Below are 14344 nucleotides of genomic sequence, written 5' to 3'. Positions count from 1 at the left end.
CGCTTTAATCAGTCATGGGCATGTAGTCGCCATGAGCAAACAAGTGAATACGTTTGCATATGTAGATGTAGAACACAGATCGCAGTAAGAAAAAGCCGTTAATAGCTCGCCTTGCGATTGTGTCTAGTTTATTGTATTTGGTGAACAAAGGAAATTATTTTTTCTCGATTCCGATCAGAAAAGGAGAAGTTTCTCGCTGCAATTGGCGATACATCACAACCTGTGCCTGTTCCACCGGCAGGGCAGAGGACCATTCCAATACGGCTGATGCTTCCTGTGCGCCTCCGTCATGACCGGGGTAAAGCACAACCGTAATGATTCCGCGAGGACGTAATAAAGTGAGTGCAGCCTCGAGTGCAGCGATCGTGCTGTCAGTCTCGGTGATGATGGAGGAATCTGCACTTTCTGAAGGCAGGTACCCCAGATTGAACATGACTGCACCAACCGCACCAGGCCATGACTCAGGCACCGCTTCTGTCATTCGATCATGGCTTAGTTGAAGCATGGAAATGGAGCCAAGCTTGGCTTCGTCGTTTTGTTTTCGAATCCGGGCCTGTGCCAGTGTGAGGGCTTCACTTTGAATATCGAATCCAATGACTTGACCACGCCTGCCAACTTGTTGTGCCAAAAATAGTGTGTCTGCTCCTGTACCCACCGTTGCATCTATGGCCAGATCACCTGGCTGCAGACGGGAAGCAATCCACTGATGCGCACAGCTGAGAACTGAAAGAAAGCCCATCTATGCTCGCCTCCAATACTTACCTTGCCATGAATCCCGCCTCTCGCAACTCACGATCAATGGAGTTCAACACTTCCCATTTGTTCATGGACCACATCGGTCCAATCAGCAGATCACGCGGTGCGTCCCCTGTAAGACGGTGTACGATCATTTCCGGTGGAAGCATCTCCAGTGTATCTACGATCAGCTTGATGTACTCGTCCTGATCCAAAAAACGTAAAAGACCGGCTTCGTATTGCTTCACCATCGGCGTTTTGCGCATGAGATGTAACAGGTGAATCTTGATTCCCTGTACATCCATATTGGCAACTGCCCGTCCGGTGTCCAGCATCATCTCATGTGTCTCTTGAGGCAAACCATATATGATATGTGTACACACTCGTATATTCCGTTTGCGCAGTTTCTCAACCGCTTCTTCGTAACACTTCGTGTCGTGCGCCCGATTAATCAATGTTGATGTGGAATCATGGATCGTTTGAAGTCCCATCTCAACCCACAGATAGGTGCGCTCGTTCAGCTCAGCCAAATAATCAATAACGTCATCTGGCAAACAATCCGGGCGAGTGGCGATGGACAAACCAACAACACCGGGTTGCTCTAAAATTTCTTCGAAATATTCGCGTAGCTCCTCAACCGGAGCATACGTGTTCGTATAGGCTTGGAAGTAGCCAATATAATGGGCTGTAGGCCATTTCAGGTGTTGTTTATCTCGAATTGTATTGAACTGGGTGACCAGATCTTCACGTCTGCTGCCAGCAAAATCGCCTGATCCACGCGCACTGCAGAAGGTGCAACCACCTTTGGCAATGGACCCGTCACGGTTGGGACAGGTGAATCCAGCATCCAGCATCACTTTGAAAACCTTATTGTTAAATTGATCTCGCATCTCATAATTCCAGGTATGGAATCGTTTATCTCCCCACAACAGAGGGGACTGTAATGCAGGTGCATTCATCTTCAGGGTACTCCTTTGGCTGTCGAATTACAGTAATCATACGTGAACAAAAGAAGAAGTGCTATGCGATTTCCGTCATAGACGATGGATAGCGATTATAGGTGTCTTCATGAACTTTTATCATTGTATCAAAAAACTAAAAAAAAAGGGAATCGAAACGCAAAAATAGGCCGTAAAATCAAGGTTTTCTCCTTGCTATAGTTTACACCTTATGTTATATTTAAATCAGCGTCAGACACCATCTAGTGGGTATTATTCATCATAGCATTTGAATCAAGATTGACGTCATGGACCATACTATACCGTGAGGTGATATGAATGAATTCCCAAGTTAAAAACAATGAATTGAATCGTGTGTCTGTTGAATTGACGGCAGAAGAAGCACTGGCTTTAACAGGTGTTCGTTTTAATGGAAATCCGAAAGTGAAAGCGGCTGCAAGACAAAAAGTTCGCGATGCTTTCGAAAAGACATTTGATTTTTCACACCAAGATAAGGTAGACTATGAACTACTAAAGTAGTTGGACCCCAATTCCAAATAAATCGAAGAGGGAATCTTTGAGATTTGCCCAAAGTGGCAGATCCGAAGATTCCCTTTTCATTGCTCTTTACAATTTGCCAGTTCTTCGGCAAAATAAGTCTGAGACAAGTATGGGACAAACGGAGGAATAAAATGCGTTTACGTGGCAGAAAAGGGATAAGAGAAAATCTGGAGCAACAAGTTGATCTTGTTGTACTGGACCCCAAGCAACATAAAGGAAAATGGTCTGAACTGTTTGGCAATGATCACCCGATCTTCGTGGAATTTGGTATGGGTAAAGGTCAATTTATCAGCCAAATGAGTTATAAATATCCGGAATTTAATTTCATCGGTATTGATATGTATGATGAACTGGTGCGTCGTGCCAGTGAGAAAGCTCGTAATGCGTGGAGTCAGGCTGATGTGGAGACACCCCCTAACCTGAAGCTTGCGCTGGCAAATATCGAACAGATCGAGGAAGTTTTTGAACCGGAAGAACTGGAGCGCATTTATTTGAACTTCAGTGATCCTTGGCCAAAAGCAAAGCATGCACGTCGTCGTTTGACGCATCCGCGCTTCCTGAAGAAATACACGGAATTGCTTAATCCCAAAGGTCAGATTCATTTCAAAACCGATTCGGAGACGCTGTTTGATTTCTCACTCAATGCCATTGCCGACTTCGGCCTGCAAATGACCAATATTTCTTTGAATCTGCATCGTGATGGTTTGAATGAAGAACATGTGATGACGGAGTACGAGCAGAAATTCATGGGTAAAGGTATGAACATTCACCGGGTTGAAGTGATTGTTGGTGAAGAGGCCCTGCGTGAGTATCAGCAGACACGTCTGGACAAGTATAAAGTTCGTGAAGCTTCTGATGAGTCCGGCGAAGATCAGGAACAGGAATAAATCGAAATCTAACTTAAACTTATTAAAAAAGAGCGACACATGAGGTGAATGATTCATTCTCATAGGTCGCTCTTTTTTTTGCATTAACATCAATGTGCAATGCTCCATAAACTCAAGTCTGGTATGATTTCAAAAGTTCTCTGAATGAAACTCTTTGCGACGATAATCGTTTGGTGTAACACCATTGAACTTTTTGAACATGCGATAGAAGTATGAACTGTTGGTGAATCCAGTTCTCTCGGCAATGTCGGCAACGGAGTTCTCCGTTTCCACCAGCAGATGCTGGGCCTTGGCTATGCGGGTTTCGTTAATCACGTCCGTGAGCCCTTTCAGGGTGAGTTGTTTGTAGAGCCTGCTTACATAGATGGGCGACATGCCCAACTCATCTGCGATAGAAGTTAGACATAGATTGGGGTCCGCATAGTCCCGCTCAATAATGCCATTGATTTTACGAATCAACTCTTCGTGCTTAAGTGTACGTTTCTCCTCGACTTTGGAACCAAGCTCATCAAACATCCGATAGAAGTGTTCATGTACTTCACTGATGTCTTCAGCGTCTTTGACAGGCAGCATTAGACCATCCGAGACTGAATCAAGCGTGAGTTGATTATTCTTCTTGAGGGTATTTCGTACATGGTTCAGTGTCATCGTCAGATGGGATAAGGCTAGCTGGAAGACGGTAAATGGGTATGCGGCTGTTTCGCCGACGATGTCTGCATAGACTTGTTTTGCTTCTCGCGTCTTACCTGTCATTAGATGATCAACAAGTTGTCTTTCCTTACCTGCTGGAAATGCGTACTCCTTGGCGTGATAAGCCATGATGTCAGCGGTATAGATCAGACAACCCGGTCCCATGAACAAACGATGCAGTGAGGCTTCGGCTGATCTGGTGTAGGATGCAATACTGTCTTCCAATGAATCTTCTTCGGTACCTATAGTACAGGAGATGGAGCATTTCAAATGGGTCATTACAGCTGCCTGCATCATACGTAGCAGCTCTTCGATCCGGTTATGAGCAGGTTGCCCAGGTTCATGGCTTTCCGCTTTTTCATTGAAGATGAGTGTGATCAGATCACCGCCCATGTCCACAGCTTCCGCATTGTAGTGGAGATCGGCTGTCTCGGTGCATATGTTCATCATGGCGTATTTTACAAGCTGGGTCTCATCACGGTACGTTTCGCAGAATTCGGTAAAATGGTCAATACGCAGCAATACCAGTCTGGATGCATGGTGAACATCAATGGAGGAGCCGTAGAACTTCATCCGTTCTTCCAGCATACCTCCAGTTACTGTTTCGCGGCCCTGTAGGGCCCCTCGTAGAAAATCCTGCCGTAACAAATGAAGACTGCCACGTCGCTCTGCTTCCATCACACGTAAACGAACAAGCACCTTATCAATAGGGTGATATAGTTTTCGGGACACAAGGTAAGAGAGCAGTAACCCTGCGAAGAGAAGTCCAACACAAAACAGAACGGTATGTGTGCGCATACTCCGTATATCTGAGGTAATCAGATCATAAGGTGTTATTCTCACATAACGCCAACCCAGATCATCGGGAGCGGTATAGGTGATGAGAGATTTTTCTCCGTCGACCTTCTCGGTAAAGTAAGCTGACTGCTCCGTATCCTGCATAATTGGCTTTATAAAAGCTTCGCTGGAGAGGTTTTTCATCAATGCACGGTCGCCAAAGTCAGATAAAAGATCTCCATTCTCATTTACGATAAAGGTTTTGCCTGGTTGATCCACAGCATTCATATTTGGACTAAGCCAATCATCCTTAATATTAACGATGACAGCATAGTTTAGCTTCGCGTTATCATTAATCGTGTCATAACAGAGATAGGTGTAGCTGTTAACCTCTGTTGCTTCGGTAGAGCCGACCTGATATGTACGCGGGATGGGCACAAAAGGTTTATAGTCATGGAAGCGTTGGAGGATGCTTGTAATCCCCTGATCATCGATCTCCGAGATGGACTGCTGCCCATTGCGCACGTTGGAACTGATATAGAATTCATTACTTTTGGAGTTATATACATAGATGGATTCGATAAAGGGAAGGGACATACGGTAGTTGTCTAGCTGCTCCATCGCCGATGTGATCTCATAGATATTTGGTTTGGAATAAAGCAGTAATGAAGAGATGGTGTAGTCCTGATAGATCTGATATGACAATGATTTTGCAGTCTCGGTCATTTTCGCCACTTCACGGCTGGTTTGTGTAAGACTGTTCATATCTGTACGATACACCTGGCGAAGCGCAATCCGATTATAGTTGACGTACAAAATAGTAGAAGCCACAAGTAAGGTAGCGACGGTACTGATAATAATGCCGATCAGAATCCGTGTGAAGACCTTCTGACTGTCCTCTGAACGTTTACGCATTCATCTTCCCCCTCGAACCTCCTGTTTTGGGTGAACAACATAGAATTTCATATACATAAGTGAGGCTTCATATATGGATGAGCAGAAGAGCAAGAGTAACTTGAATTATATATTATGTATGCGTTTACATCAATGCTGGACAGGCCATTTTGCCTGTTTTCTCTACCTAAAGTTCAACTTTCGCTGGATTGTTCACTAGGTGTAGCCTATGCACGATATCAACATTTGTGAACGGATGTGTGTGGATGTCTGTTCATTTCATGGTTCGTTCATTTTGTTCATAGTTCATTTCGCAGAATCGTTCATTTTCTGATTGGAAGCTTCAGTATTCGTGAGTGAAGAGAGCATCTACAATAAAAAGAGAGCTCCACCACGCAGCACCGCAAGAAATTCGGGAGGGATCGAGCCATGCTCAAAGAATTGAACAAAAACAAAATCATGTTTCTGATGCTGTTGCCCACGCTGGTCTTTTTTCTGATTAACTCGTATTTTCCGATGATCGGCATCTATTATGCGTTCACCCGGTATGATTTTGAAGGCGGATTATTTGGTAGTCCATTTGTCGGTCTGGAGAACTTTAAGTTCCTATGGCAATCCGGAATGCTGCTGAAGCTCACAACCAACACTGTGGGTTACAATCTCGCCTTCATTATATTAGGTAACGGTCTGGCGATCTTCTGTGCGATCATGCTTAGCGAAATCCGGGGCAGGTTATTCAAAAAAATCACGCAATCCGTCATGTTCTTGCCGTATTTCATCTCATTTGTACTATTAAGTGTAATCGCTTACAACATGTTTAACTACGAGTCGGGTTTTGTGAACACGGTGCTCAAACGTTTTGAGGCCGGCCCGGTCGACATTTATAACACACCCTGGATCTGGGTGTTCCTGATCATCATCTTTTATCTGTGGAAAAATCTTGGATACAGCATGGTCATCTATCTGGCCGCCATAACAGGTATCAGTGACGAGTATTATGAAGCAGCCCGAATCGACGGGGCCAATATATTTCAGCGGATATGGTACATTACGGTACCGATGCTGAAGCCAACCTTTGTCATATTGTTGTTGTTCTCGCTCGGCAGCATTATGAAGGGGCAGTTTGACCTGTTCTATCAACTGATCGGCAACAACGGGGTGCTGTACAACGCTACAGATATTATTGATACGTACGTGTATCGTTCACTCAAAGTCACATTTGATATCGGGATGGCAACGGCTGCTGGTTTGTATCAATCGTTGTTTGGATTCATTTTGATCATGACCGTCAACTATATTATCCGCAAAGTAAATGAGGACTACGCCTTGTTCTAGAACGCCCGCAGGGCAGGAGGGAGAACGATCATGAACACGCCAATGAATACTCACACTCGTACGAATACTCGTCTCAGAGATTCGGAATTCACTTTCATGTTTCAACTGATTTCCTACAGCTTCATCATCATTTTATCAATCATGTGCTTGCTACCGTTTCTGCTGATCCTATCCGGTTCATTCAGCAGCAACGAGTCCATTGTGAGGGATGGTTATCACCTCTTTCCAACGGACTTTTCCCTGGAAGGTTACAAAATGGTGTTCAAATTCCCGACTCAGGTACTCAAAGCTTATGGGGTAACGGTCTTTACAACGGTGGTGGGGACTACGCTAGGGCTGTTCCTCATCACGATGGCCGGATTTGTGCTCCAGCGTAAGGACTTTAAATATCGGAATACGTTCTCGTTTTTTATCTACTTCACAACCCTGTTTGGTGGGGGACTTGTGCCTTGGTACATTATGCTGGCGAACTACTTCAATCTCACAGATACGTACACCGTACTTATTTTCCCGGGGTTGATGACGCCATTCCTCATTATCCTGATGAAAAACTTCATTCGCTCGGCAGTGCCGGATGAATTGATTGAATCCGCCAAAATTGATGGAGCGAATGACTTCCGCATCTATTTCAGCATTGTGTTGAAACTGGCGATGCCTGGTATCGCCACCGTAGGTCTGTTCCTGGCACTGGGTTACTGGAATGACTGGTTTACCTCATCCCTCTTCATTAACAACCCGGATATGTACCAACTGCAATTTTATCTCTACAACACGATGAACACGATTACATTCATTGACCAGATGGCGATTGGCACAGGGATCACACTCAGTCAGGATGTGCCTACGGAATCAACCAAGATGGCAATGGCTATCGTTGTAACGGGACCGATTTTGTTCCTGTATCCGTTTGTACAACGTTATTTTGTCAAAGGACTCACCATTGGTGCAGTGAAAGGTTAGAACGTGAACACGCTGTGGGTGTCAGGCTGCTGGCATCATTTCCGGTCTGAAACATGGCGAGTCTGCGCTAACATATAAAGGTTCACCACAAAAAGGGAGGATGCGTATGCGTAACAAAACAATTCGGCACCTGTCTCTGGTACTTGCCCTGATGTTGTTCGCCGGGGTACTTGCCGCATGTAATAACGGTTCGGGGGGATCGACGCAAGGAAGCGAGCAGGGAGGAACATCCGGGAACAAAGGCGAGAAAGTCACGCTTCAATTTTACATGCTTGGGGATGCTCCGAAAGATCTGCCTGTTATTGAATCCGAGATCAATAAGCTGGCGGAGGCTGATCTGAACGTCAATGTGAAATTCAACTACACCTCATGGACCGACTGGGATCAAAAATATAAACTGTTGCTGTCTTCCGGGCAGCCGATCGATCTGATCTTCACAGCGGATTGGACATTCTATCAGTCTTATGCGAAGAAGGGCGCGTTCCTGCCACTGGATGAAATGCTGCCTACAGCAGCGCCAGCACTGAAAGCCCATGTCCCTGACGACATGTGGAATGCAGTCAAAATCAATGACAAAATCTATACCGTTCCATCGACATGGATTGAGTATGTAACAGAGGGAATTGCATACCGCGAAGATTTGCGCGAGAAGTACAATCTTCCGAAGCCGGAATCGTTGGAGACACTCGAAGCGTATCTGGAAGGAATCAAAGCCAACGAACCGAATATGATTCCGATCGCAGACAGTAATGCCAACCACACCCACGGTATTCGTCAATTGACATCCAAGCTGGTGAATACAGCAGGTCAACTCCCATATGGACTGGATATTATGTATGACACGCCGTCCACTGTGACGTCTTATTGGGGATCGGCGCAACATCTCGAAGACCTGAAAACATACAAGCGGTGGATGGACAAAGGCTTTTTCCCGAAAAACGTACTGAATGTAAAAGATACATCCAACTCGTTGTTGCAAAATGGAAAAGCGGCTGTTGTTCTGTCTGGGGAAAACCCTAACAAATTTAATGCAGATGTAATCAAGGTGCAGTCTACGCATCCAGATTGGAAACTGGCTTATTTCCCTTACCCGAATGCAAAAGGGTTTGCACAACCGGTTCACCCGATCCACAATGGTTTTGCGATTCCGCGTAGCAGTAAAAACCCGGAAAAAGCATTGGCATTTTATGAGAAACTGGTGACAGACAAACGATATAACTGGTTGACTGAATACGGCGTTGAAGGCAAAAACTTCGAGGTAGATAATGGATACTACAAAATGGTCGGAGATGCACAAACCAACGGCTTCCCGCGTGAGGGCATGAATGGCTGGGCTTGGCGTAATCCGGAATTCATGCTCTATGATAAAACCTTTGATGACGTGCTGGCCATGTTTGAAGATCTCGACAAAATCAAAAAGCCGGATATCTTTACAGGATTTGCTGAAGACTGGACTCCGTACCAAGCCGAGAAGGCTGCATTGGAACAAGTGGAAAAACAATATTTGTATCCGCTTAATGTAGGTTTGGTGGCAGACGTAGAGGCTGGATTGAACACATTTATGGAGAAGGCTAAACAAGCAGGATTGGAAAAAATTCAGGCAGAATACACCAAGCAGTGGCAGGAGTACTTGAAGTCAACAGGCATTCAATAATTTGTACTTTCCTTCATAAAGAAAAGGTGCCTTCAAATCCGAAGGCACCTTTTCAATGTGGTTGCAGGCTTGTTTGAAGCCGTTGGTTAGAGGCATGATTGGACGAAGAATGCGGGAAGCAGCACCTTATTAGGATAAATTCATAAACGGGCCTCTTCTGCGGATGAAGGACGAACGTCCTCCAGCAGATCGATAATACTTTGAGCGCTCTGCATGGGATGAACCTTGGCGATTTCCGCCAGATGACGTTTGCGTTTACGTACAACATCCGGGTAGTGATGCAACAGCTTGTTCATCCATTTGACCACTACGTCGAGCGAAGTTATGGGTTCTCCCAACCCTCTTGCCGTAAAATAATGGACGTTTTCTTCTTCCTGACCAGGTATAGGGTTGTGGAACAACATTGGAATTCCTTTGGCCAAGCCTTCGCTGCATGTCATTCCTCCAGGTTTGGTGATCAGCAGGTCGGATACTTCCATCAATTTGTCCACTTCGTTGGTGTACCCCATAATATGAATGTTTTCTTTGCGATACATGGGGTTCTGTTCCATGCTGATCCGTGCTTTATCATTGCGACCCAGACAAAAAATGATCTGAATATCTTCATGCCAGCGTGTCAGCAGCGGATGGACCAGCTTGTCACTGAGCATTCCCCAGCCGCCACCCATCACCAGTACAGTAGGCATGTTCTTGAGGTTGAATCTGCTTCGAATCTCTTCTCGCCCGGGATGCTCCCAGAAATTTGGATGTACCGGAATGCCCGTGACTCGAATGTTGTCTGTAGGTACGCCGCGTAGCATTAGTTTGGACTTAACCTCATCTGAAGAAACCAGATAAAGGTCTACTTCACGGTTAATCCACGTCCCATGTGCATCATAGTCGGTGATGACTGTGCATAGGGGAACCTGTACACCCAGACGCTTCAGTCTGGATATGACAGCACTTGGAATCGGATGTGTACAGACGATTGCATCGGGACGTAACTGGCGCACAACGCTGCGTGTATGTGTATAGAACAGTTTATGCAGCGCCAGTGTTGTCAGCCTGTTTAATGATTTTTTATATTGGTGTCTGTATACGTATCCGACAAGTTTGGGTTGGTTGGTAACCGTTTTTTTGTATGCTGTTATAATCAGAGGTGCAACCTTGGGATTTAAGAAACTTCCCAGTTCAAGCACTTTTGTCTGCACGTCTGGCGAGAGCTTTCGCAAATTGCTGGACAGTGCATAGGCGGCTTGAGTATGACCCGTACCAAAGCCTTCAGATAATAGTAATACTCTTTTTTTCTCCACGCTTGCTTCACCTGTTCCTGCTAGGTTTTTCTGAGTCTAACATATCGGCTTTAAGACCAGAATGCAACTGTTGCAAGTGCGACTAAAGTACCTATTGTGGCACCTGCCAGAACATCGGAAGGATAGTGTAATCCCAGATAAATTCGAGAGAATCCGACAATAAGGGCCACAGGCAACAAAATTAGCAATAAGATCGGATCAGTGGTCATAAAGGGAACCGTGACCGAAAAAATGGCAGTTGTGTGCCCTGAAGGAAACGAGTGATCCGTCAGGGGATTACGGAACGTAATTGTATCCGGCAAGGCCAGATAAGGCCGAATGCGGGGATACAATTTTTTCGCGATGGCTACAGGGATGTGGCTGACCGCAAGGGCGATACATGCCTGGAGTCCTGTTGTGCTCCATGGAGCTGGAGCAAGCAGCCAGATTAACAAGGATATTGCAATAGATGAAGTTGCTCCACCCAGATGGGTGAAATAATACAGCCAAAAATTCATAAAACGATTATGAAGTCGGCCGTTGATCCACATAAAAACATTTCGATCATAATCTTGAAACTTTAAGAATAAACGGCTCATATTGGCCTCCTGCCAGTCAGGCCGCCCGTAATGGCGGCATTATTTCCGGTGATTTTCTGCATCCGGTTTCGTCCTGATTAGTATATAACCGTTTTTCATGAACTTGAGGTTATTTCAGGTATATGTTTATCATATTTTTAAATGTTGTCCTTTTCAAGAAGAACCCATGTAAAGAAAGTGAAATTCATGTTAAAGAGTGGATATATACCCATCTTAACTTTTTGACTTGGGTCAGCCAAAAAAGATACAATGATTCAACATGGCTGAAATGAGGTAAAAAAATGTGAGTTCTGTTTCAAACTTTTTGAGGTCTGTTTGCGTTATTTGTTATAGAGCCTCTGACGAAGAATAACATGCTGATGAAAAAAGCAGGGACTTTAGAAATAAAAATCAAGTAAACGGCTGAAAATAAGATATAACAGGCATGAATGCGAGGTTGTGGTATCACGAAGTGTCTATTCAGCGTTTAAAGATCACATTTCTGCTTCAGAAAGTGAAATTGGGGTTTTGACAAATGACTGAAAAGGATACAGAATCGATAAAGCAGCCAACTGATAGCAACCAAGCTTTGAAACATTGCCTGATATATTCACGTAGTACACAAAAGAACAGGGTCATATTCTGCAGATTAAAAAAAAATAAATTGCAGAATCAGGAAGAGAAATGCTTGAGTAAACTGGGTTTTGAAAAAAAGGGGGTAACAGAGAACGATGTTGGACGCTATATTCGTCACGATGCAGGTCATTCTGGCACTGCTAGCCGTGTACCAATTCACGTTTTCGCTGTTCGGTCTGATTAAGAAAAAGAAAAAGAAACATTATCCGGCGACAAAATCATTCGCTGTACTCGTCGCAGCACACAATGAGGAACAAGTCATTGGTGCCTTGATGGAGAACTTGAAACAACTTGATTATCCGAAAGATCTGTACGATGTGTTTGTCATCTGTGACAACTGTACGGATGGAACGGCTCAAATTGTCAGAGAACATGGATTAAACGCATGTGTACGTACTAATGCCGATTTAAGAGGTAAAGGGTACGCCATCGAATGGATGCTTAAGTACCTGTGGAAATTGCCGCGTCAGTATGACGCAGTTGTTATGTTTGACGCGGATAACCTGGTTGACCGTAACTTCTTGCTTGAGATGAATGATGACTTGAACAATGGTTCGCGTGTTATCCAAGGATACATTGATACGAAAAATCCGGAGGATTCCTGGATTACTGCAGCTTACGGAGTATCTTACTGGTACATCAACCGTTTGTGGCAGTTGTCTCGTCATAACTTGAATATGGCGAATTTCCTCGGAGGAACCGGAATGTGCTTCGAGACCAACCTGTTGAAGGAAATTGGTTGGGGTGCAACAAGTCTGGTTGAGGATCTGGAGTTTACGATGCGCAGTGTGCAACGTAATGTGTATCCTGTTTTCAACTATGACGCCAAAGTTTTTGATGAGAAGCCATTAACATTCAAAGCTTCAGCGAGACAACGTCTGCGCTGGATGCAAGGTCACTTTACAGTTGCGCGTAGATACTTCTTCCCGCTGCTCTGGCAGTCCATTAAGGAAAGAAGCTTGGTGAAATTTGACCTTGCTATCTATGGAGCCAATGTCTATGTGGTGTTGCTTACGTTCCTGATGACGGCTGTGATGTGGGTAGACATGGCCATATTCAGCGGTCCGCACATTGCTAATATTTATGGATACTTCCCGTTATGGGTTGGATTCTTGGCTATTGGTCTGAATATTCTGACGTTCCTGTTGTCCATGGCGCTGGAGAAGGTTACCTTTGCCAAAGTTTATCTATATCTGATCTTGTTCCCGATCTACCTGCTGTCTTGGTACCCGATTACGTTCTACGCTTTCTTTACGCAGAACAACAAACAGTGGAGCCACACTCAACATACCCGTGTTGTACGGTTGGATGAAGTGCAGAGCAAACAAGGGTAACGAACATGCATGCGATACTTTGTCGACATCTGATATAACAAATGTATAATTCACAAAAAAAAGTTGTGAAGATGTTGACAATGTGTTCTGTGGATGATATAGTATTTGAGTGCCTTAAAACGAATAGCAATGGAATCACAAGCAGAAGTCCGACTTCTCACCTGATCAACAAACATGTTGGCTGGTCAACGATCCCAATAATTTATGAAGTGTATACTCATGAAGAATTGTGTTGATTACAGGGATGTCGGTAGCTTGACCGGCATCCCTTTTATTTTTGTGTAACTGGATATTCAAAATGACCTGGAGGTGGACGATTATTAGTAAAGATCACATGATTAATGATGAGATTCGGGCGAAGGAAGTACGCCTTGTCGGAGCTGAAGGAGAACAAATTGGGATTACGCCCATTCGCGAAGCACTGCAAATGGCGATTGACCTGAATTTGGATTTGGTCAATGTGGCACCACAGGCTAAACCGCCGGTGTGTCGTATTATGGACTATGGCAAATTCCGCTATGAGCAACAAAAGAAAGATAAAGAAGCCCGTAAGAACCAGAAAATTGTTGATATTAAAGAAGTATGGTTCCGTTCCAATATTGAGGAGCACGATTATCAAACGAAGCTTCGTAATGTAGTTAAGTTTTTGAACGAAGGCGACAAAGTGAAATGTTCTGTTCGTTATCGCGGACGTGAAATTGCACATGCCGCGATTGGTCAACGGATTTTGGAGCGCGTTAAGGTAGAAGTTGCAGAACTTTGTACTGTTGAACGTCAACCAAAATTGGAAGGCCGCAGTATGATCATGATCTTGGCTCCTAAAGCCTGATAACATTGGAGGAGGAAACACAAAATGCCTAAAATGAAAACACACAGCAGTTTGAAAGGACGCTTCAAAATTACCGGTTCCGGTAAGGTCCTTCGTTACAAAGCTCACAAAAACCACTTGCTTTCCCACAAATCCAAACGTGCTAAGCGCGTTCTGAACGGTAACCCAGTTATGGCTGCCGGGGATGTTAGACGTTTGAAACAAGGCTTGGCTAACTTGAAAGGCTAATTCTAATTAGTACATTCCGTATGGGGGATCGGCTACG

12 protein-coding genes and 1 pseudogene are annotated in these 14344 nt (G+C 44.6%); 8 read left to right on the top strand and 5 right to left on the bottom strand.

Features of this window, described 5'->3' with window-relative positions:
• Positions 1–154 precede the first annotated feature (154 nt).
• Together mnmM and mnmL are read right to left on the bottom strand one after the other, a co-directional pair.
• Positions 155–739, bottom strand: coding sequence for a tRNA 5-(aminomethyl)-2-thiouridylate-methyltransferase MnmM (gene mnmM, locus QF049_RS14740; protein ID WP_307538331.1), 585 nt, complete (start codon positions 737–739; stop codon positions 155–157).
• Positions 740–1694 (bottom strand): annotated as a pseudogene (gene mnmL / locus QF049_RS14735) (tRNA modification radical SAM protein MnmL/YtqA).
• 318 nt (positions 1695–2012) lie between these two features.
• Between mnmL and QF049_RS14730 the strand changes: the two are divergent.
• Together QF049_RS14730 and trmB are read left to right on the top strand one after the other, a co-directional pair.
• Positions 2013–2213, top strand: coding sequence for a hypothetical protein (locus tag QF049_RS14730; RefSeq protein WP_105597935.1), 201 nt, complete (start codon positions 2013–2015; stop codon positions 2211–2213).
• A 152-nt stretch (positions 2214–2365) separates the two neighbouring features.
• Positions 2366–3121: a tRNA (guanosine(46)-N7)-methyltransferase TrmB gene (trmB, locus tag QF049_RS14725; protein ID WP_076252463.1), complete on the top strand. Its 756-nt coding sequence runs from the start codon at positions 2366–2368 to the stop codon at positions 3119–3121.
• A gap of 129 nt (positions 3122–3250) precedes the next feature.
• On the opposite strand, the gene QF049_RS14720 is transcribed toward trmB, so the two are convergent.
• A complete protein-coding gene (locus QF049_RS14720; protein ID WP_307538327.1) occupies positions 3251–5503 on the bottom strand; it encodes an AraC family transcriptional regulator in 2253 nt (750 codons plus the stop codon).
• A 408-nt stretch (positions 5504–5911) separates the two neighbouring features.
• On the opposite strand from QF049_RS14720, the gene QF049_RS14715 reads away from it, so the two are divergent.
• From QF049_RS14715 to QF049_RS14705, 3 genes are all read left to right on the top strand, one after another.
• Positions 5912–6817, top strand: a complete 906-nt coding sequence (locus QF049_RS14715) for an ABC transporter permease (RefSeq protein WP_307538325.1) — start codon at positions 5912–5914, stop codon at positions 6815–6817.
• 96 nt (positions 6818–6913) lie between these two features.
• Positions 6914–7777, top strand: coding sequence for a carbohydrate ABC transporter permease (locus QF049_RS14710; protein ID WP_370511436.1), 864 nt, complete (start codon positions 6914–6916; stop codon positions 7775–7777).
• 100 nt (positions 7778–7877) lie between these two features.
• Positions 7878–9431: an ABC transporter substrate-binding protein gene (locus QF049_RS14705; RefSeq protein ID WP_373428252.1), complete on the top strand. Its 1554-nt coding sequence runs from the start codon at positions 7878–7880 to the stop codon at positions 9429–9431.
• Between the two features lie 140 nt (positions 9432–9571).
• Here QF049_RS14705 and QF049_RS14700 read toward each other — a convergent pair whose 3' ends face one another.
• Both QF049_RS14700 and QF049_RS14695 read right to left on the bottom strand, forming a co-directional pair.
• Positions 9572–10723 (bottom strand): MGDG synthase family glycosyltransferase, encoded by a 1152-nt coding sequence (locus QF049_RS14700; RefSeq protein WP_091032863.1) that lies wholly within the window; start codon positions 10721–10723, stop codon positions 9572–9574.
• A 50-nt stretch (positions 10724–10773) separates the two neighbouring features.
• Positions 10774–11301 carry a phosphatase PAP2 family protein gene (locus QF049_RS14695; protein ID WP_017689668.1) on the bottom strand — a complete coding sequence of 176 codons (528 nt, stop codon included), beginning with the start codon at positions 11299–11301 and terminating at the stop codon, positions 10774–10776.
• A gap of 710 nt (positions 11302–12011) precedes the next feature.
• Here QF049_RS14695 and QF049_RS14690 point away from each other — a divergent pair.
• From QF049_RS14690 to rpmI, 3 genes are all read left to right on the top strand, one after another.
• Positions 12012–13250 (top strand): glycosyltransferase family 2 protein, encoded by a 1239-nt coding sequence (locus tag QF049_RS14690; RefSeq protein ID WP_307538321.1) that lies wholly within the window; start codon positions 12012–12014, stop codon positions 13248–13250.
• A 334-nt stretch (positions 13251–13584) separates the two neighbouring features.
• Entirely contained in the window at positions 13585–14079 is a 495-nt protein-coding gene (gene infC, locus QF049_RS14685) for a translation initiation factor IF-3 (RefSeq protein ID WP_017689666.1), read from the top strand.
• Between the two features lie 24 nt (positions 14080–14103).
• Positions 14104–14307, top strand: a complete 204-nt coding sequence (rpmI, locus tag QF049_RS14680) for a 50S ribosomal protein L35 (RefSeq protein WP_017689665.1) — start codon at positions 14104–14106, stop codon at positions 14305–14307.
• Positions 14308–14344 lie beyond the last annotated feature (37 nt).

Source organism: Paenibacillus sp. W4I10, assembly GCF_030816325.1.
GTDB classification, from domain to species: Bacteria; Bacillota; Bacilli; order Paenibacillales; family Paenibacillaceae; genus Paenibacillus; species Paenibacillus amylolyticus_B.
The sequence above is the reverse complement of the archived record's forward strand: the minus strand, read 5'-3'. Positions and strand labels throughout refer to the sequence as shown.